Origin of the sequence: Sphaerisporangium sp. NPDC049003 (assembly GCF_043197795.1) — a bacterium.
In the GTDB taxonomy this organism is placed as follows: Bacteria; Actinomycetota; Actinomycetes; order Streptosporangiales; family Streptosporangiaceae; genus Sphaerisporangium.
The window spans coordinates 132,196-152,593 of sequence record NZ_JBICTU010000003.1 but is presented as its reverse complement, the minus strand read 5'-3'; the positions used below and the strand labels follow the sequence as shown (position 1 = coordinate 152,593).

Genomic DNA, 20,398 nt, shown 5'->3' with positions numbered 1-20,398 from the left:
CGTAGCCCTCCACCCAGGCACCGCCCTTCGCTCGTCGTCCCGGAGATTAGATCATCCAAGCGTCCGCGGCCGCCGGGCGTACCGGCGGGACGGCCCGCGATCCGGCGGCGGGCTCAGGTGATCCGGACGACCGTGATCCCGCGGACGCGGGTGCTCCGCCGATCCGGACGACCGTGATCCCGCGGACGCGGGTGCTCCACCGATCCGTACGACCGTGATCTCCCGGACGCCGGTGCTCCACCGATCCAGGCGATCGTGAGGTCGCGGGAGCGGAGGGTCAGCCGATCCAGACGGTCTTGATGTCGCAGAACTCGCGGATGCCGTTCGCGGCCAGCTCGCGGCCGTACCCGGAACGCCTGACGCCGCCGAACGGGAGCTCCGGATAGGAGGTGACCATGCCGTTGACGAACACCAGACCGGCCTCCAGTTCGTCGGCGAAGCGCTCCTGCTCCTCCGGGTCGGTGGTCCAGGCGTTCGCCCCAAGCCCGAACGCGGTGGCGTTGGCCAGCGCCATCGCCTCGTCGATGTCCTCCACCCGGTACAACTGCGCCACCGGGCCGAACACCTCCTCGCCGAACATCCTCATGCCGGGGGTGACGTCGGTGATCACCGTCGGCTCGAAGAACCACCCGGTCCGCGACGGGGTCACTCCCCCGCAAAGCACCCGGGCGCCCCGGCCGACCGCCTCGGCGACCAGCTTCTCCAGGTCGTCCCGCCCCTGCTGCGTGGCGAGGGGACCGACGTCGGTGCTCTCGTCCATGGGGTCCCCCAGCCGCAGCGACTGCATCCGCGACACGAACCGGCCGGTGAAGTCGTCGTACACCTCGGCGTGGACGATGAACCGCTTCGCGGCGATGCACGACTGGCCGTTGTTCTGCACGCGCGCGGTCACCGCCGTCTCCGCCGCCCTGGCGATATCGGCGGACGGCATGACGACATAGGGGTCGGAGCCGCCGAGCTCCAGCACCGTCTTCTTGACCTCGCCGCCCGCGATCGAGGCGACCGAACGGCCCGCCGCCTCCGAGCCGGTGAGGGTCGCCGCCACCACCCGGTCGTCGCGGAGCACCCGTTCGACCCCGTCCGACCCGATCAGCAGGGTCTGGAAGCAGCCGTCGGGGAACCCGGCACGGGCGAACAGCTCGCCGAGGTAGAGCGCGACCTGCGGCACGTTCGACGCGTGCTTCAGCAACCCGACGTTGCCCGCCATCAGGGCGGGCGCGGCGAACCGGATCACCTGCCAGCAGGGGAAGTTCCACGGCATGACCGCGAGCACCGGCCCGAGCGGCCGGTACCGCACGTACGCCCGCCGGGCGCCCACGGCGGCCGGGTCGGACGGCTCGTCGGCCAGGAACTCCTCGGCGCGCTCGGCGTAGAACCGCATGCCACCGACGCACTTGGCCACCTCGGCCCGCGCGGAGGCCACCGTCTTACCCATCTCGATGGTCATCAGCCGGGCGACGTGGTCCTGCTCCGCCTCCATCAGCCCGGCGGCGCTCAGCATCCACTCTGCCCGCTGCTTGAAGTCGCTGGTCCGGTATGTCTCGAACGCCGCGGCGGCGAGCACGAGCCGCTCCTCCACCTGGTGCTCGTCCAGCGGCTCGAACGTCTTCAGGGTCTCACCCGTCGCCGGGTTGATCGTCGCGATCGCCATCAGTACCCCCCGGAACCTGGCTCTCGCTCCCCAGTATCCGCCCCACCTGCCGTGGGACGGGCGGGGGGAGGCCCGCGTCTAGTGGCGGACCTCGTACTCCGGCGAGCGCCGCCGTCCGGGCTGGGCCGGCTCGGTGCTGGGCTCGATCTTGCGGATGTAGCCGGCGGCCTCCAGCAGATCGAGCGCCGGCACCATGGCCGCGACGGTCTTGAAGCGGCGCGCGAGGCGGCGGAACACGTCACGCCGCCGGAAACGCTGCGCGCCCGTCCGCCGGATGCACTCCAGGACGGCGCGGGCGTCGTCGGGCAAGGCGTCGTCGGAACGCGTGGGGGGCGTGACCGCGAGGATCTGCATCCGCGACGCGCTCTCGTTCCTGATACGGGAGATTTCCAGGATCAGGTCATCGAGATCCACCAGCATGCGCGTGGCGGCGCGAAAGCGCTCGAAGTCATCCTGGATCTGCAGCAGCCGCTCGGCTTCCTGACGCATGGCTGAATAATGTCATTTTTGGCATCTTTGTCAACACAAGCTTTGGCTCAGGTTTCCCCGCCACCGGGGCGCCCACTGACGGCCCGCCGCCGTTCAGACCTCCTGGTACGGGCTCCCGGTGACGCCGTCGTCCTTGAGCGCGTAGGCCAGAGCGCTCTCGACGTCGAGTTCACGGCCCCGCGCGTACGCCGTGTCGAACGCCCGGTCCCCGAGCACCGCCCTGGCCCGCCACTCGGCCTCCTCGCGCGGCCCGTCCGGCTCCGAGGGGCCGAGCCACAGGCCGAAGGCGCGCTCGACGAGGTCGCCGACGCCGAGCAGCCGGGCCGACCGTTCCATGTCGCCGAGGCCCACCGCCGAGCGGGCCATGCTCGCCAGCGCCATGACCATCCCGAGGCTGTCGTGCAGCAGGTACTTGGCGCGCAGCGACGTGCGGGCGAACCTGTCGGCCGTCGGGAAGTCCCTGCGGTCGAGCTCGATGAGGCTGCGGACCCAGTCTCCGGAGGAGTGCAACCAGATGTCGCCACGCGAGCCGCACAGCGTCCTCTGCCGCCGCAGGCACGACAACGCCTGCTCGGGCCTGCCGAGGCGGGTCAGCGCGTACGCCTGGCCCGTCAGCGCGTACGCGAGGCCGGCGCCCCGGTCGCCGCCGTCCTCGTGCGTCTCGCGCGCACGCTCGTACATGGCCAGCGCCTCGGAGACGTACCCCCAGTGGAGGCCGGTGTTCGCGCAGCAGACCGTGCCCCACCCGGCCGCCGCGAGATCGCTCTGGGAGAAGGACTGCGCCAGGCACTCGGTGGCGAGGTCGTTGGCCTCGTCGAGGTCTCCCTGGAAATCGGCCAGCCACGCGCAGGCCCACAGCGCCCGCGACAGGCTCGTACCCGGGGCCTGGCTCAGCGAGAGCGCCCGCTGGAGGTAGTGGCGGCCCTCGGAGATGAAGCCGCACGCCATCCAGAAGTAGGCGAGCCTGCCGGCCAGGTCGAGGCCCACGGCGTGCTCCGCGGGGTCGGTGAGGCAGAAGTCGAGCGCGGAGCGGAGGTTAGGCAGCTCGCTGTTCATGCGGACGTACCATGCGACCTGGTCGGGGCCGAACCAGTCCTCGTCGAACCGCCGGGCCAGGCCCAGGTAGTGGTCACGGTGACGTCGTCGCGCCTGGGCGTGCTCCCCGAGCTCGCGCAGCCACTCGGCGCCGTACTCCCTGAGCGTGTCCAGCATCCGGAACCGGATCGCCCTTCCGGTGTCGACGCGCCGCAGGATCGACTTCTCCACCAGCGCGACGAGAACTTCTTCCACCTGCTCGCGGTGTAGTCCTGTTTCCGAGCCGGTGCCGGGGTCGGCGCAGATGGCCTGCGCCGCTTCCAGGTCGAAGTCCGCCGCGAAGACCGACAGGCGGGCCCAGAGCAGGCGCTCCAGCGGCTCGCACAGCTCGTGACTCCACCCGATCGCCGTGCGCAGGGTCTGATGGCGCGGCGGCCCCATACGGCTCTCGCTCGACAGCAGGTCGAAACGGTCGTCGATGCGGCCCATGATCTGCTCGACGGACAGCGTGCGCAGCCGTACGGCCGCCAGCTCGATCGCCAGCGGGATGCCGTCGAGCCGCTGGCACAGCAGCGCCACCTCCGGCGTCGCGACGAAACCGGGCACATGCGAGGCCGCCCGATCGGCGAACAACGCGACCGCGCCACCCGGCACCGCGGCCACACTCACCGAGGGCGCGACCAGGCCATCCGGCGTCGAACCCCCGCTCACTGGGCGCGTGACCAGGTCATCCGGCGTCGAACCCCCGCTCACTGGGCGCGTGACCAGGTCATCCGGCGTCGAACGCCCGCTCGCTGGGCCTACGAGCTCCGCCTCGGGCACCGCCGCGCGGTACCGGCCTTCGATGGGCAGCGGCTCGACCTGGAAGCCCGCCTCGGCGGGCAGCCCCAGGAGGCACCGGCTGGTCACCAGGATCCGCAGGCCGGGCGCGGCCCGCAGCAGCGTGTCCACCATCTCGGCGCAGCCGTGCACGAGGTGCTCGCACGTGTCCAGCACGATCAGCGAGCGCCGCCCGGCGAGGAACTCCACGAGGACCGCCATCTGCGGTCGACCGGCCTGGTGGGCGACCCGCAGCACCGAACTGACGGCATGCCCGAGCAGCGCCGGATCGCGCAGCGACGACAGCTCCACGAACCAGACCCCGTCAGGGAACCGCGACCGCAGATCGCGCGCGACATGCACCGCAAGGCGCGTCTTGCCGACCCCGCCTACCCCCGTGAGTGTGGCCAGACGCGACTCCCCCAGCATCCGCACGACCTCAGCGGCCTCGCGCTGTCGCCCTACAAAGCTCGTCAACTCGGCGGGCAGGTTGCCCACGTGTGCCCCAGCAGGCACATCCCTCGCCGCCCCACGTCACCTCGGCTCCAGATGCTCCGCAATGGTAAGTCAGCCCCGCCGTTCTGGATAGATCGCGACATGCCACGCCCATCCGACATCCGCCGTCCGCCCGAGGCAGGGCGTCCGGGTGTGAGCTTCGCTCACTCGCCGGAGCAGCGTCTGGGACAGGCGGCTCGGGGGTGACCTTTCCGAGGTCTGTACGAGCCTTTGGCGACGCGTCACAATCACCCAATGAAGCGTTCGCGAAGGCCGGTGCTCGCCCGGTCCGCGGTGGTTCTCGCAGGGCTGGTCCTCGTGGGTCTGGGAGTTTATTTCCCTTTGATCGGCCTGGACGACGCCGACAAACTCGCCAGCGTGCTGAGCGCGTTCGTAGGAGTGATCGGCCTGGCACTTTCTGCCTACGGAGTCGTGCTCACATATCGAGCGCAGACGGCCGCGCCCCTACCCGAAGCCGTGCCACACACGCCGAAGGCGACCACCGTACGAAACACCGTCAGCGGCTCCGTACATGGCCCCCTTTTCCAGGGTGGAGATTTCAGCGGGCCTATTACCGTTGATTCTTCGACCGTGACCGCGCCACCCCCTCCGCCTCCCGGGGCCGGCGACCATCCGGAGACGTGACGAGGTACGTTCACAAGAAGGCCACGCCGCCCAAAGCCTGTAGCCGTATATTCAGGTCCTCGGCTTCTGGGAGATCAAGCTGTTTCAGCAGGGTATGGGCCTGACGCCAGGAGATCCTCGCCGCCTCTGGACCGTCAAGATAGAAGAACGTGTCGGCCATACGCTTGTGGGCCTGAGCCTCAAGATAAAGATCACCGATCGAGCGGGCGATCGTAATGGCTTGACGGCAGATGTCCAGAGCCGATGTGTATCGACCGGCGGAGCCGTGAACATCGGCGATCCCCACGAGGGCGCGCACGTTCTGGTAGGAGTCCTTGATCTCCTCAGCGAGTTTCCTGGCCTTCTGGAAGTGGATGAGGGATTCGTCGACGCCGCCCATGAGCAGATAGGTGGTGCCGATGCTGTTGAAGATGTCAGCCTGGTTTCTGCGATCACCGGTTTCCTGGAACGTGGCCATAGCCGTGCGATAGCACTCAAGCGCGGCAGCGAACTGCCCTTTGTACTGGTGGACGTTTCCCAGGTTGTTGTGGAGTATCGCGTGGTTCTGCCGCCCGGTGATCTGGTCGAAGATCTCCAGGGACTGCTGGTAGAGCTGGATCGCGTCTCTGTGGTACCCGCGGTGCTTGTGGACGTCACCCATGTTGTTGAGCGCCTTGGCCTCGCCCCGCCGGTGTCCGATGCTTCGATAGGCCGCGAGCGCGCGGGCGAGAAGATCGAGTGAATCTTGGTAGCGCCCCAGGTGCCAATGGACGATGCCACTGTGACCCAGGACGTCCGCCTCACCTTTCACGTCGTCGACCGACCGGTAGATCGCCTGAGCCTCCTCGTAGTGCGCGAGAGCCTCCCGGTAGCAGGCGGACGCCCAGCAGACCACGCCTATCTGGTCCAGGCACCTGGCCTCGGCGTGCTTGTCGGCGATGGACCTGTACAGCGACAACGCGTTCTCCGTGTGGATCAGGGCGTCATTGTGCCGTCCCGTTCTGAAGCTCACGAATCCCAGGTCCAGAGAGGCTTGGGCGGCTCCTCGCGAGTCACCGATCTCACGGCACGCGCGAAGGGCCACGCCATGCCCCGCCGCTGCGTCCTCCCAGTGTCCCTCCGTGTCGAGGAACTCTGCCATCACACGCATGAAGCCGGCACAGTGAGCCTTCCACTCGTGATCAGCCGCGTACTGCGCGAGCTGCAGAACGGTGCCCCACTCCTCGCCCAGCCACTGCCTGCCGTCCGCCGCGGCGGACGCCGCCTCCTGACCCGCTGCGGCCCCGGAACATCCCTGAGCCAGGCGGACCGCTTGAGCCGCCGCCTCCGCTGTCCGCAGATAATGGTCGAGAAGCCGTGTGATCGCGCGACGGTTCTCCCGCTCAGGATCCTCACGCCGTGCGCGGTCGTGCGCATAGACACGGATGAGATCGTGGAACTGGTAACGACCAGGCGCCGTCCGTTGGAGCAGATGGTGCCGGAGAAGCACATCGATCATGGTCTGAGCCCGGGTCGGCGTGGTGTCGCACAGCTCGGCGGCGACCGCTGCCGTGACATCGCGGCATGGGCACAGGCCGAGTCGCCGGAAGGCGAGTTGCTCCTCCTTGGTGAGGTCTCGATACGAGAGCTCGAACGCAGAGTCGATCTCACGATGGACGCCACCTGCGGTCTTCTGGGCGCGATGGACCCCGCCAAGCATGCCCGTCAATCCATCGCGCTGGGAGATCCGCGTACGGCCGGCCCTCAGGGTGATCGCGAGCGGCAGACCGCCGCACAGCCGGACCACCTCGTCGATCACACCAGGGTCCGGATCGTCGTCCGCGAGCCGGGTGGCGAGTTCGGCGGCTTCACCGGGTGGAAGCACGCCGAGTGAGACGCATCGCACACCGGGCGTGCCATCGAAGCGAGCGCGCGTCGTGATGATCACGAGACCGGCCGACGATCCACCGAGGAGAGGCTTCACCTGGTCGGGTCCCAGCGCGTCGTCGAGGATGACGATCGCGCGCCGATAGGCCAGCTCGGCCCGCCACATGGCCGAACGCTTCCCCAGCTCCTGGGGGATGCGAGCAGGCGGGATACCGAGCATTCGAAGAAGCATGGACAGTGCAGCCGCGGCGTCCAGGTGAGGACGGACGGGATCGTGCGCCCTCAGATCCAGATGGAGACAGGCGTCTGGATAGCGTGCCGCGAGCCGGTGCGCGACGTGTACCGCCAAGGCGGATTTGCCCACACCCGGCATTCCCTGGATGGCCACGACGAGATTGCCGTCCCGCTCACGGCGCAGCGCGCTGATTGACTCGATCTCCCGCTCGCGGCCGGTGAAGTGGGGAATGTCGCACGGGACCGTATTGGGTTGTGGAACGGTCCCGCCACGGCGATAGACAGGGGTGACCGCGAGCTCGGAGTCCCCTTGGAGGACACGCTGGTGCAGCTCGCGCAGGGCCTGGCCGGGCTCGGTGGCCGACAGCTCCCTGAGGTGCGTGTAAACCCGCCGGTAGAGGTTGAGCGCGTCGGTCCGCCTGTCGCTCCGATACAGGGCGGTCATGAGCTGGGCGGCAAGGGCTTCGTCGGCGGGATGAAGCGCGACGAGCCGATACAGCTCCTCCAGGACCTGTGGGTGGCGTCCCAGCCGTAGCTCCAAGTCGATGCGCTCCCGCTGCGCGTTCATCCTCTCCTCCGCGAGGACCTCGCCCATTCGGCGCGCCCAGTCCCCCGGCAGACCGGACAGAGCCTCTCCCGGCCACAGCTCCTCGGCGTCCTGGAGCAGCCGGACCGCGTGTTCGGGGTCACCGCTCTCCGCCACCGCCGTCGCCTGCCGTCGCAGGAGCCGGAACCGTTCAAGATCGATCGTGTTGGGGTCCACCGTGAGCGTGTAGGTACAGCCCCGGGCCACGATCCGGGCGCGGTCCCCTACGGCGTCCCGCAACCGCCGCCGGACGCGCGACATGTAGCTCGCGAGATCCTTTCGCGCCTTGGGCGGGGGTCGCTCGCCCCAGAGGTGATCGATGATGACGTCGACCGCGACGGGCCGGTTCGGCGAGAGCAACAGGACCGAGAGGGCAAGCTGCTCCTTGGGAGGGACGGGCAGGGGTTCCATCCCCTGCGCGCTCAGGGCGAGTCCGACCCCGCTGCCCAGCATTCTGATATCCAACTTCGCCCCCTCCGGCACAAACCCCCACACTCCGGATTTAGCTATAGCGAGACAATCTCATATTTCACCCTCCGCTTCCATGGCTGACTTCTATTACCGAACCGATACATACGGTGATAGGTCCATATATTAGGCGAATTTCACTTTATGTCCGGAAAATCCAGGGTTATGTCGGGACCCAAAAAGACCACTACGTCCGGAGCTGGGCATATATGCTGCATCGAGCAGCTTCCACTGCCCTATGACCGCATCTACGGATGGGTCTTGCACATATATCTAGGGAGCACAGCTGATATGTCCGACCCGTTGACGGCCATGATTGCCGCTGCGGCAATGTTCGCGGGACCGACCCGTCTCGCCGACGCCAGCACAGTTCGCACGCCCACGGCGATTTCCGCAGTGGTCCAGGAAGAGACTTACAGCAAGGACATCTTCATGATTTTCCTTCGGAAGGAGGGCAAGGCGACGGTTTGGACGTACATAGCCAACGAGGCGTAGTCATATAGCAACACTGCGTTATATGCGCATCTGGGTCGTAGCCGTAGATCTCATACGGTTACGACCCTTCGTCACTCCACAAGCCGACCATCCAGTGATCCGCAATGTAACCATCCAACATCCCCATGCAGGCTCATGACCTGCGGTTCCCTCCGAACCGCTCTGGAGCATCACGGGAGGCAGGCATGACATGCGGAGAGCGTCCACTCAGAGGACCGTTTTCCCTGGGTGCGACCAAGGCGGACACCCATTGCGTCGAGCGGACGGTGGCGATCGTCGTACACCACCTGGCTGCCGCCACGCGCCTGATGGACGTGGTCCCGCTCATCGAGGAGGACAGGCGCGTCCAGGTGGTGTACACCGTGCCACCCTCCTCGCGCTTCGCGAGCGGCGCGCAGGACTTCCTGCAATCTAGAGGCGCGCTGGTGATGCCCTGGTCACAGGCGACGGAGACGAGATTCGACCTGGCAGTGGCCGCAGGGCAAGGAATGCTGGAACGGCTTCACGCGCCCCTCATGACGCTCTCCCATGGTGCCGGGCCGAACTCGTACGTGAGCCGCAGAGAAGGACACGGACCGCCCGCGTCCCGCGCGGTGACCGGGCTCGGTTTTCAGGCGCTGACCTTGCATGGGCGCGTCGTCCCTTCCGCGATCATGCTTGGCCACGTGGACCACCGCCGGCTGCTGGCGAGCCAGTGTCCGGACGCGCTCCCCGCGACAGTCATCGCCGGAGACCCGTGCTTCGACCGGCTCGTGGCAAGCCGCGCGCAGCGCACGGCGTACCGGAACGCCCTGGGCGCGGGACCTGCGCAGAAGGTCGTCGTCGTGTCGTCCCACTACGGGGCGGGATCCCTGCTGTCGCGGCATCCCGACCTGCCGCTCCGGCTCTCGGCCGAGCTCCCTTCCGAGGAGTTCCGGATAGCCCTGATCCTTCACCCCAACATTTGGGTCGCTCACGGAGCGCAACAGGTGAGGTCCTGGTTCGCCACCTGTACGCGGTCGGGTGTCGCTCTGCTCCCCCCCGAGGAGGGCTGGCGGGCGGCGTTGGTGGCGGCCGATCTGATGCTGGCCGATCGGGGCTCCCCCGCCTGTTATGGCGCCGCGCTCGGCCTCCCGCTCGTGCTGGTTCCTCACGGGGTCGAAGACGTTCTCCCGGGCTCGCAGTTCGCCCGACTGAGACAGGTCGCGCCTCAGTTGCGTACCGGGGCCCCGCTCGGCCCCCAGTTCGACTCGGCACAGCGAGCATGGTCGCCCGCCGACACCGCCGTCATGCGCGAGATGCTCACCTCCGCACCGGGCGACGCCGCTCGTGTGATCCGCGGAACGATGTATCGCCTGCTTCGGCTTGCCGAGCCTGCCGCCGATCCGCCCACCAGGGCCGTACCCATGCCGCGGCCACTAGGGCCGCTGGTCCGGTGAACATCGTCCGCGTTTCGATCACCCGCGTGAACCGGCGCGGCCGCGTCCAAGCCATCAGCGTGGACGAGCACGTGAGCGCGATGTCCTTCGAACGCCAGTGGTCACCGGTCGCGGATGTGATCATCCACCTGGGCGCCTGGCCGTATGAGCTGGATGAGATGGTGCACCGGGAAACGCTGGCCCGCTACCCGGGCTGCCTCATCGTCGCATGGGGCCACGCCGACGGCACGTGCGGGATCGCCACTCGTGACGGGCAGCTGGCGCACTTCGTCCGGCCGGAACCATGGATGGCCGCCTCCGCCGCTCATGCCTGGACGGTGGGCGGCGGACGGCTCGGGGATCTCGACGCCGCGTCGATCACGGTACGGGAGGCGTGTTCGAGGCGAGTGAGTCCAGGTGCCGTCGAGCCCGTTCTGCTTGAGGTGCGCCAAGTTCGGTGAAGATCGCCAGGGCTCGGACAACGTGGTCCCGGGCACCCACCCGATCGCCCGTGCCTGCCAGCGCCTCCGCCAGAGACAGCCGTATGTTCGCCTGCTCGAAGAGGGCGCCTATCGTCTCCGTGATCTCAAGTGCCCTCGTCAGGGAGTCCACCGCGTCCTCCGGCCGTTCGGCCAGCAGATGCGTCTGGCCAAGCCCCGTCAGGACACGCGCCTCGTTGTAGGAGTCCGACAGCCCCCTGAACAGCTCGTACGCCTCGTTCAATTGCGCAACTGCCGCGGCGTAGCGGCCCATGTCGCGGTACGCCTCGCCGATTCTGCGCGTCATGAGGGCGACGCCGCGTCGTCGCCCGAGGTTCTCGTGGATCGTACGTGCGCCTTCGAACTGCTCGATCGATCGCTGAGGCTCCCTCATACCGAGGTAGGCGACTCCGAGGCTGCTCAGTGCCGCCGCCTCACCGAGCGCGTGACCCACGGAGCGCTCCAGGTCGACGGCTCGCAGGCACATCTCCGCCGCCCGCTCGAACTTCTGGAGGTTCAGGTGGGCGGTCGCCAGTGCCAGCAGCATGCGGGGTTCGGCACGCGGATCCCTGGAAGCCCGGGCCGAGGCCAAGCCCATCTCGTAGGTCTCCACCCAGGCCACGTAGTGCTTACGGTTGACGAAGAGGCCCCACAATGCCTCGCACATCTCCCAGGTGATCTCATGCATCTCTTGCTCGTGTGCCGCCGCGAGCACGGCGCGGATGTTCGGCAGCTCGGCCTCCAACCAGTCCAAAGCCGTCGCGGGGCCCTCGAAGACCACCTCGGCGTCGCCGGCAAGCTCGTAGGAGGGACCGAGGTGCCAGCGGCCGGGGATCACGACCCGGTCGGCCGTGACGGCCGCGTTGAGGTACCACCTGGCGATCCGGGTGAAGGCCGCCCGGCGTTCTTCCGCGGACTCTGTGGCCAGCGCTTTGGCGTGGGCATGGAGGCGAAGGAGATCATGGAACCGGAAGCGGTCCTCATCCTCCACCTCGACAAGATTCGCCCCCGCCAGCTCGTCCAGGATCCGGAAGGCCTCGCCCTGCCCGATGTCACCGGCCGCGGCGGCGACAGCGGATCCGAAGGTGGTGCCAGGATGCAGTCCAAGCACGCGATAGAGCCTGGCCACCTCATCGTCCAACGAGCCGTAGGAGACGTCGAACGCGGCCTGAAGTGACATGTCCTCGTCGGTGCTGAGCATGGACAACCTGCGTGTGGCGTCGCCGAGTTCACGGACGAGACGCTCGATGGGCCACCTCGGACGTAAGGCCAGGCGTGCGGCCGACGCGCAGACCGCGATCGGCAGCCGGCCGCACAGGGTGACCAGACGCAGTGCCGCCACCGGCTCCGCACCGATTCGATCGGCGCCCACCATACGGTCGAGCAGGCTGACGGCTGCCGCCGGGCTGAGCGGATCCAGGTCGACGAAACGAGCCCCCTCAACGACGAGCCCGGACAGCCGGTGACGAGTGGTCACCAGCACCAGGCTGTGCCCGGATGCCGGAAGGACCGCGCGGACCTGGGCGGCCGAGACCGGGTCGTCCAGCATGAGAATCAGCCGTCGTCCAGCGGTGGCGGAGCGGAACATCGTCACCTGCTCGTCCGGAGAGGACGGGACGTACTCCGGGGCGATGCCGAGCGAACGGAGAAACCGCTCCAGGATTTCACCAGGCGACACCGGAACTCCAGGCTCCGAGCCTCGCAGGTCGGCGTACAACTGACCGTCGCCGTAAAGGTGCCGGACCCGATGCAACCACTTCAACGCGAGAGAGCTCTTTCCGACTCCGCCGAGCCCGGTGACGACCACCAAAGTCGGGGAGTCGGGAGCCTGTCGTTGCCCTTCCCGCAGAAGCCTGTCCAATTGCGCGAGCTCGTCTTCTCTGTCGATGAACAATGCGGGCGCGGGAGCGAGCTGGGCGGGAGGCGGAGTACGCGGATGGGCTCCCACGTTGATCTGGACGTCACCGTGAATGGACCGCGCCTGTACGGCGGGACCCGAAACGGTTCCGCTGATCTCATTCGACGCCGGTGTCGTGGAGTGCTCGGAGTCCTCACGCCGCTCCCCACCCGCACTCACCGGCTCAACTCCTGAAATAGATTCGGGTTCGGAATCTACTGAAAGGTAACCCGAGTCTCATTCACCGACAAGTCGCTGGTGAGGGCCATAGACGGGAAACGCCACCGGTTATGCCCGGCCCGGCGACGTCAGAAACCGCTTTATATTCCCCCACTGTCGACCGGCGCGGGGGCGAGGACGGCCGTCCGGGAGTCACACGACCATCTCTGGCACGGAGGATCAGCGCCGGTCGTTCGATCGCCGCTCGACGCCCTGGAATCCCGGCCACGCGGTCTTCCGGAGGTTCGCGGGCTTCAGCCGGGCCGCCCGTGTGCGGAGGAATGCGCGGAGACGGCCTGCGGCGCTCGGTCGTTCGGCGGCGGGGGGCGGCGTGGTCGTGGGGGCCGAGGCCTCGGCGAGGCGGTCGCGCAACCGTGATCGGATCTCCTCCGGGGTGTACGCGCGGCGACGCCGCTCCGCCCGGGCGATCACCACTCCCGTGGCCGCGACACCCGCGAAGCCTGCCAAGCCGAGTATCTTCCACCAGCGCATGTCCCTAGGCTAATGGGATGTCTGGCGTAAGCATCAGCCTCGACGAGGCCCTCGATCTGACGCGCACCGGCGATGTGTGGTTGTTCCGCGGGCGCACGGTGCCCGACCGGGCCATCCAGATGACGACGAACAGCCCGGTCAACCACGTCGGCATGTCGGTCGTCATCGACGACCTGCCGCCGCTGATGTGGCACGCCGAGCTGGGCCGATCCCTGCCCGACATGTGGTCCGGGACCCACCAGCGCGGGGTCCAGTTGCACGACCTGCGCGACGCGGTGGTGGTCTGGGCGACGAGGTACGGGCAGCGGGCGTGGCTGCGCCAGCTCGACCGGCCGGTCACCCGCGAGATGGAGGACGGGCTGCTACGCGCCATCGCGCGTCTCGACGGGACGCCGTTCCCCTCGACGGCCAGGCTCGCGGGTCGCTGGCTGCGCGGCCGGGTGCCCGCCATCAGGCGGGGGCGCGCGGACGCCGCCCTGGAGACCGCCTACTGCGCTGAGGTGGTCGCCGCGACGTACCAGGACATGGGCCTGCTCCCCGCCGGGCGCAACCCCAACTGGTACGACCCCGGCCGCTTCTGGAGCGGCGACGACCTGGAGCTCTCGTCGGGCGCGCGGCTGGGCGGGGAGATCCCGGTACGGATCCCCCCGGACGCCCGCGCCACACCCCGTACGCGGGCGACCGGCGGCTGAACGGCCGTCATCCCAGGTGGCGGAGCGCGCAGTGCGGGCGGGGCCAGGCACTGGAGCGGCGGCGGAAGGCGCGGAAGGGCCCGGAGCGGGCTGTCCCCCCGGCGGTCAGGTGGCCGGAGGCGGCGGATCGGGCGGCCCTGAGGGAGCGGCCCGGGCACAGCGGACGCCGCCCCTCCCTGGTGATGCGCGCGAACGGCTGCCGCCAAAGCCCCAAATCGCCATTTATGCCACCAAAAAAGACATATAGCATATTTCTCCACATCTAGGAGACTTACCGGCATCGCGCCCATTTTGGGGTAGCTGAAAACATCACTACCCGTAATCAGTAAATCACCCGGCGGAGTATCCGCTCGACAGCGACACCGACCGCCTTGCGGCCCCATCTCATACCGATTGGTTATTTTCAGGAAATTTCAGTAAGGCATTGCATAGATCGTGTCTTGTGAGTAACTTCCGGGCAACACCCATGAAATACGACCCGTGGAGCCTCCAGTGGTCTGGCCTTTCCTCCCACGGCCCGCGAGAAGGTCTCCCGCACGCGTGCCCGGTCCCTTGGTGGCCGCGGTCCTCGCAGCGGTTCTGACCGCGTCGCCGCTCGCCGCCGTCTCTCCCGCCAACGCCGCCGCCCCCGAGGCGGTCACCACCCTTCCAGCCACGAGCCTCGCCGCGCCCGGCTCCCCCACCGCCAAGGCCCCCCCGGACGACGCGAAACCGCTGGTCTCCGCGCTGAGCGGCAAGGCGGACCCCTCCGACAAGGACCTGGCGCGTGACGCCCTGCGCGCCGACCTGTCGCGCGAGCGGTTCTACTTCGCGATGACCGACCGGTTCGCCAACGGCGACCCCCGCAACGACAGGGGCGGCCTCACCGGCGACCGGCTCAGCACCGGCTTCGACCCCACGGACAAGGGCTTCTACCAGGGCGGCGACCTGGCCGGGCTGCTCGGCAAGCTCGACTACGTCAAGAACCTCGGCAGCACGGCGATCTGGCTGACCCCCTCGTTCAAGAACCGGCCGGTCCAGGGCACCGGGCCCGACGTCTCGGCCGGCTACCACGGCTACTGGATCACCGACTTCACCTCGATCGACCCGCACCTCGGCACCAACGCGCAGATGAAGCAGCTGGTCCGTGAGGCGCACAAGCGCGGGATGAAGGTCTTCTTCGACATCATCACCAACCACACCGCGGACATCGTCGACTACAAGGAGCAGACCAACTCCTACCGGTCCAAGGCCGCGTACCCGTACGTCGACGTGAACGGCAGGCCGTTCGACGACCGCGACTACGCGAGCAAGGACACCTTCCCCAAGGTCGACGCGGACTCCTTCCCGTACACGCCGGTCGCGCCGAAGGGCGTGAAGACCCCGTCCTGGCTGAACGACCCGTTGATGTACCACAACAGGGGCGACTCCACCTTCAGCGGCGGCGAGACCGACGAGTACGGCGACTTCTACGGCCTCGACGACCTGTGGACCGAGCGTCCCGAGGTCGTCAAGGGGATGGCCGACATCTACAAGACGTGGGTCCGCGACACCGGCATCGACGGCTTCAGGATCGACACGGCCCAGCACGTCAACATGGAGTTCTGGGAGCGCTTCTCCCCCTCGCTGCACGGCTACGCGGCCCAGCTCGGCAACAAGCGCTTCTTCATGTTCGGCGAGGTGTACTCCGGCGACCCGGCCGTGACCAGCCGTTTCTCCACGCGCGGCGGGCTTGACGCCACGCTGGACTTCCCCTTCCAGGAGGCGGCGCGCTCCTTCAGTGGGGGCAAGGCGGGAGCGGCGCGGCTCGCCCAGCTCTACGCGGGCGACGACTACCACACCGACGCCGACAGCAACGCCGCGTCGCTGCCGACCTTCCTCGGCAACCACGACATGGGCCGCATCGGCCGGTTCATCAGCCAGGACAACCCGGCCGCGCCGGACACCGAGCTGCTCAGGAGGGACCTGCTCGCCCACGAGCTGATGTACCTCACCCGAGGGCAGCCGGTGGTCTACTACGGCGACGAGCAGGGCTTCACCGGCAAGGGCGGCGACAAGGACGCGCGCCAGACGATGTTCGCCTCGCAGACGCAGAGCTACCTGACCGACGACCTGATCGGCACGACCGCGACGCACGCGCAGGACAACTACGTCCCCTCCCACCCGCTCTACCAGGGCATCGCGGCGCTCGGGAAGCTGCGCGACGCCCACCCCGCGCTGGCGGACGGCGCCCAGGTCGAGCGCCTCGCCGAGAACGGCCTCTACGCGTTCAGCCGCATCGACGCCAAGGAGCAGGTCGAGTACGTCGTCGCGGTGAACAACGCCGCGACCGCCGCGACCGCCGCCGTCCCCACGTACTCCGCCGGGATGGCCTTCACCAAGGTCTACGGCGAGGCGGCGGCCACCGCCACCTCGGCCTCCGATCGCCGGCTCACCGTGACGGTCCCGCCGCTCTCGGCGGTCGTCTACCGGGCCTCCGCCAAGCTGGCCGCCCCCGCCGCCGCCCCCGCCGTGTCGATCGCGCTCCCGGGCGCGGAGATCAGGGGCACCGCGGCCGACGGGCGGATCCCGGTCACCGCGACCGTTCCGGGCACCGGGTTCGACCAGGTGACGTTCGCCGCCAAGACCGGCGACGGCCCCTGGAAGGTGCTGGGCACCGACGACGCCCCCACGGCCACCGCCGCCGGACGTACGTTCCGGGTCTTCCACGACCTGAGCGGGCTCGCGGCCGGTACGAAGATCACCTACAAGGCGGTCGTGAAGGACTCGGCGGGCCGGTTCGCCTCCGCGAGCGAGACGGCGACCGTCGGCGCGGCGCCCACCCCCGAGGAGCCGGGCGCGGTCACCCGTGACTGGCTGGTCGTGCACTACCAGCGCGCGGACTACGACGGCTGGGGCCTGCACGTGTGGGGCGACGTCGAGCAGCCCACCGAGTGGGGCTCCCCGCTGGCGCTCACCGGGGAGGACGCTTTCGGGCGCTTCGCCTGGATCAAGCTCAAGCCGGGCGCGGCCGGCGTCGGGATCATCACCCACAAGGGCGACGAGAAGGACGGCGGCGACCGTACGGTCAACCCTGCCAAGAACGGCGAGGTGTGGCTGACCGAGGGCAGGCCCGAGACGTTCGCCTCCCGGGCGGCGGCCCAGGGGTACGCGACCGTCCACTACAGCAGGCCCGGCAAGGACTACGACGGATGGGGCCTGCACCTGTGGGGCGACGGGCTCGCCGACGGCGCGGGAACCGAGTGGGCGACCCCGCGCCCGCCCGACGGTACCGACTCCTTCGGCGCGTTCTGGAAGGTGCCGCTCAAGGACCCGGCGGCGCCGCTGAACTACATCATCCACAAGGGCGACACCAAGGACCCCGGCCCCGACCAGTCGTTCACCCCGGCCACCCAGCCGGAGGCGTACGTCAAGTCGGGTGACTCACGGCTCTACAAGAGCCGGGCCGCCGCGGAGAACGTCGCGATCATGCATTACCGGCGCGCGGACGGGAACTACGACGGCTGGGGGCTGCACGTGTGGGGCGGGGCGGCCGACCCGACCGAGTGGGCCACGCCCGTCCAGCCGGCCGGAACAGACGGCTTCGGGGCGTACTACCGGGTGCCGCTGGCCGAGGGGGCGACGAGCCTGAGCTACATCATCCACAAGGGCGACGAGAAGGACCTTCCCGCCAACCAGTCGCTCGAAGTCGCCACCGACGGCAACGAGGTATGGCGGCTGGCCGCCACCGAGGGCTACCTGCTGCCGCAGCCTCCGGCGCGCGGGGCGGACGCCGACCTGTCCAAGGCGAAGGCCAACTGGATCGACCGGGACACCGTCGCGTGGAACGTCACGCCCTCCGCCGCATCGCACTACTCGCTGGCCTTCTCCGAGAAGGGCGACATCGCGTACGCCAAGGGAGACCTGACCGGCGACATCCGCCTCATCCGCCTGGTCGCCGGCGGGGGGCTCACCGACGCCCAGAAGGCGAAGTGGCCGCACCTGGCCTCCTACGCCGCGCTCAAGGTCGACCCGCGCGACACCGACCTGGTACGTAAGGCGCTGCGCGGTCAGGTCGTCGCCGTCGAGCGTGACGCCGCGGGCGTGCTCGTCACGGCGACCGGCGTACAGCTCGCGGGCGTGCTCGACGACCTCTACGCCAAGGCATCCGGCGCCGAGCTCGGGCCCGTGTGGCCGTCGTCGGGGTCGGCGTCGCCCACGCTGTCGGTGTGGGCGCCGACCGCGCAGAAGGTCGAGCTGGCGCTCTACCGCGACGCGTCGGGCGGCGGCCGTACGGTCGAGCAGATGCGGCGCGACGACGCCACCGGGGTCTGGTCGGTACGCGGCCTGCCCACCTGGAAGGGCCGGTACTACACCTTCCTGGTCACCGTGTACGCCCCGGCGGCCGGCAAGGTCGTGACCAACGAGGTGACCGATCCCTACAGCCAGTCGCTCGCGGCCGACTCGGTGCGCAGCCAGCTCGTGGACCTTTCCGACGGCTCGCTGCGTCCCGACGGGTGGGCCTCGCTGCGCAAGCCGAAGGCGGTGAGCCAGGACAAGGCGTCCGTCTACGAGTTGCACGTGCGCGACTTCTCGGCATCCGACACCACCGTCCCGGCGGCGAAGCGGGGCACGTACGCGGCCTTCACCGGTGACTCCGCCGGGATGAGGGAGCTGCGGTCCCTGGCCGCCGACGGGCTGACGCACGTGCACCTGCTGCCCGCCTTCGACATCGGGAGCGTCCCGGAGAAGAGGGCCGACCGCACCGAGCCGTCGTGCGACCTGCCCTCGATGCCCGCCGACTCCGAGCAGCAGCAGGACTGCGTCGCGAAGACCGCCGCCAAGGACTCGTTCAACTGGGGATACGACCCGGTGCACTACACCGTGCCCGAAGGGTCGTACTCCACCGACCCGGACGGGTCACGCCGCATCGGCGAGTTCCGGTCGATGGTGGCCGGGCTCAACGGGGCCGGGCTGCGGGTCGTCATGGACGTGGTCTACAACCACACCTACGCCGCGGGGCAGGACCCCAAGTCGGTGCTCGACAGGATCGTGCCCGGCTACTACCACCGGTTGCTGGACGACGGCACGGTGGCCTCCTCCACCTGCTGCGCCAACACCGCGCCCGAGAACGCCATGATGGGCAAGCTCGTCGTCGACTCCATCGTGACCTGGGCCAGGCAGTACAAGGTCGACGGGTTCCGCTTCGACCTGATGGGCCACCACCCGAAGGCGAACATCCTCGCGGTGCGGGCCGCGCTCGACCGGCTGACGGTCGCGCGCGACGGCGTCGACGGCAAGTCGATCATCCTGTACGGCGAGGGCTGGAACTTCGGCGAGGTCGCGGACAACGCCCGCTTCGTGCAGGCCACGCAGGCCAACATGGCCGGCACCGGTGTCGGCACGTTCAACGACCGCCTGCGTGACGCGGTGCGCGGTGGCACCCCCTTCGACGCCGACCCCCGGGTGCAGGGCTTCGGCTCCGGCCTCGCGGGCGCGCCGAACGGCTCACAGGCCAACGGCACCGCGGAGCAGCAGGAGGCCCGGCTCCTGCACTACCAGGACCTGATCAAGGTCGGGCTGACCGGCAACCTGCGCGACTTCCGGTTCACGGCCTCGTCGGGCAAGGAGGTCAAGGGCTCGGAGGTCGACTACAACGGTTCCCCCGCCGGGTACACCGGCGCCCCGGGCGAGGCCGTCAACTACGTGGACGCCCACGACAACGAGACGCTGTTCGACGCGCTGGCCTACAAGCTGCCGCAGGCCACGCCGATGTCCGACCGGGTGCGCATGCAGTCGCTCTCGCTGGCCTCGGTGCTGCTGTCGCAGGGCACCGCGTTCCTCAACGCCGGGACCGAGCGGCTGCGGTCGAAGTCCCTGGACCGCAACTCCTTCGACTCCGGCGACTGGTTCAACCGGCTGCTGTGGGACTGCTCGGCGGGCAACGGCTTCGGCGCCGGGCTGCCGCCCAAGGCCGACAACGAGGCCAAGTGGCCGTACGCCAAGCCGCTGCTGGCCGACCCCGCGCTCAAGCCCGACTGCGCGGCGATCGGCGCGGCCCGTGCCCGCTTCGGCGACCTGCTGAAGATCCGCTCCTCCTCCCCCGCGTTCTCGCTCGGCTCCCTGGCCGAGGTGCAGAAGCGGCTGTCCTTCCCGGCGAGCGGCGCGACGGAGACCCCGGGCGTCCTCACCATGCACCTGGACTCCTCCGGCGTCGACCCGCGCTGGAAGTCGATCACCGTCGTCTTCAACGCGTCGGCGCAGACGCGGTCGCAGACCGTGGCCGCGCTGAAGGGAACCCAGGTCACCCTCCATCCGGTCCAGGCGGCTTCCGACGACGCCGTCGTCAAGCAGTCGGCCTTCGACCCCTCGACCGGCACCCTGACCGTCCCGGCCCGTACGGTCGCGGTCTTCGTGCGGTCGTAGGCGCACCACCCCTCCCGCGCCGCGGGACCGATCGGCCACGTGCCGGCGGTCCGCCGGCCGGGAGGGACACACGCCG

General features: G+C 69.0%; 11 protein-coding genes. 5 read left to right on the top strand and 6 right to left on the bottom strand.

Translation table 11 applies throughout. From position 1 onward, the window contains the following. Positions 1–277: 277 nt before the first annotated feature. The 4 genes from ACGFIV_RS04170 to ACGFIV_RS04155 all read right to left on the bottom strand — a co-directional run bounded on the left by ACGFIV_RS04170 (position 278) and on the right by ACGFIV_RS04155 (position 8,264). Positions 278–1,651 carry an NADP-dependent succinic semialdehyde dehydrogenase gene (locus tag ACGFIV_RS04170; protein WP_358556229.1) on the bottom strand — a complete coding sequence of 458 codons (1,374 nt, stop codon included), beginning with the start codon at positions 1,649–1,651 and terminating at the stop codon, positions 278–280. A 78-nt stretch (positions 1,652–1,729) separates the two neighbouring features. After that, positions 1,730–2,140 (bottom strand): hypothetical protein, encoded by a 411-nt coding sequence (locus ACGFIV_RS04165; protein ID WP_358556231.1) that lies wholly within the window; start codon positions 2,138–2,140, stop codon positions 1,730–1,732. A gap of 93 nt (positions 2,141–2,233) precedes the next feature. Continuing rightward, positions 2,234–4,492, bottom strand: coding sequence for an ATP-binding protein (locus ACGFIV_RS04160; protein ID WP_392831772.1), 2,259 nt, complete (start codon positions 4,490–4,492; stop codon positions 2,234–2,236). Positions 4,493–5,144: 652 nt separating this feature from the next. Next, entirely contained in the window at positions 5,145–8,264 is a 3,120-nt protein-coding gene (locus ACGFIV_RS04155; RefSeq protein ID WP_358556237.1) for a tetratricopeptide repeat protein, read from the bottom strand. A gap of 294 nt (positions 8,265–8,558) precedes the next feature. Between ACGFIV_RS04155 and ACGFIV_RS04150 the strand changes: the two genes are divergently transcribed. The 3 genes from ACGFIV_RS04150 (at position 8,559) to ACGFIV_RS04140 (ending at position 10,620) form a co-directional block, all read left to right on the top strand. After that, on the top strand, positions 8,559–8,762 hold the full coding sequence (locus ACGFIV_RS04150) for a hypothetical protein (protein ID WP_392831769.1): 204 nt from the start codon (positions 8,559–8,561) through the stop codon (positions 8,760–8,762). 266 nt (positions 8,763–9,028) lie between these two features. Then, entirely contained in the window at positions 9,029–10,180 is a 1,152-nt protein-coding gene (locus ACGFIV_RS04145; RefSeq protein WP_392831767.1) for a hypothetical protein, read from the top strand. Beyond that, the gene (locus tag ACGFIV_RS04140; RefSeq protein ID WP_358560508.1) at positions 10,177–10,620 is read left to right on the top strand and encodes a hypothetical protein; all 444 of its coding nucleotides are present in this window, start codon (positions 10,177–10,179) and stop codon (positions 10,618–10,620) included. Before ACGFIV_RS04145 ends, ACGFIV_RS04140 begins: the two co-directional genes overlap by 4 nt. Here ACGFIV_RS04140 and ACGFIV_RS04135 read toward each other — a convergent pair. Together ACGFIV_RS04135 and ACGFIV_RS04130 are read right to left on the bottom strand one after the other, a co-directional pair. After that, positions 10,538–12,715 carry a tetratricopeptide repeat protein gene (locus tag ACGFIV_RS04135; protein ID WP_358560510.1) on the bottom strand — a complete coding sequence of 726 codons (2,178 nt, stop codon included), beginning with the start codon at positions 12,713–12,715 and terminating at the stop codon, positions 10,538–10,540. The genes ACGFIV_RS04140 and ACGFIV_RS04135 overlap by 83 nt on opposite strands. Before the next feature lie 219 nt (positions 12,716–12,934). After that, entirely contained in the window at positions 12,935–13,246 is a 312-nt protein-coding gene (locus ACGFIV_RS04130) for a hypothetical protein (RefSeq protein WP_358560512.1), read from the bottom strand. 17 nt (positions 13,247–13,263) lie between these two features. Between ACGFIV_RS04130 and ACGFIV_RS04125 the strand changes: the two genes are divergently transcribed. After that, the gene (locus ACGFIV_RS04125; RefSeq protein WP_358560513.1) at positions 13,264–13,938 is read left to right on the top strand and encodes a hypothetical protein; all 675 of its coding nucleotides are present in this window, start codon (positions 13,264–13,266) and stop codon (positions 13,936–13,938) included. A 540-nt stretch (positions 13,939–14,478) separates the two neighbouring features. Then, entirely contained in the window at positions 14,479–20,322 is a 5,844-nt protein-coding gene (gene pulA, locus ACGFIV_RS04120; RefSeq protein ID WP_392831762.1) for a pullulanase-type alpha-1,6-glucosidase, read from the top strand. Positions 20,323–20,398 lie beyond the last annotated feature (76 nt).

Coding starts and splice junctions, on each gene's coding strand:
- ACGFIV_RS04170 (WP_358556229.1), bottom strand. CDS start 1,651: ATGGCGATCGCGACGATCAACCCGGCGACGGGTGAGACCCTGAAGACG.
- ACGFIV_RS04125 (WP_358560513.1), top strand. CDS start 13,264: ATGTCTGGCGTAAGCATCAGCCTCGACGAGGCCCTCGATCTGACGCGC.
- ACGFIV_RS04130 (WP_358560512.1), bottom strand. CDS start 13,246: ATGCGCTGGTGGAAGATACTCGGCTTGGCAGGCTTCGCGGGTGTCGCG.
- ACGFIV_RS04165 (WP_358556231.1), bottom strand. CDS start 2,140: ATGCGTCAGGAAGCCGAGCGGCTGCTGCAGATCCAGGATGACTTCGAG.
- ACGFIV_RS04150 (WP_392831769.1), top strand. CDS start 8,559: ATGTCCGACCCGTTGACGGCCATGATTGCCGCTGCGGCAATGTTCGCG.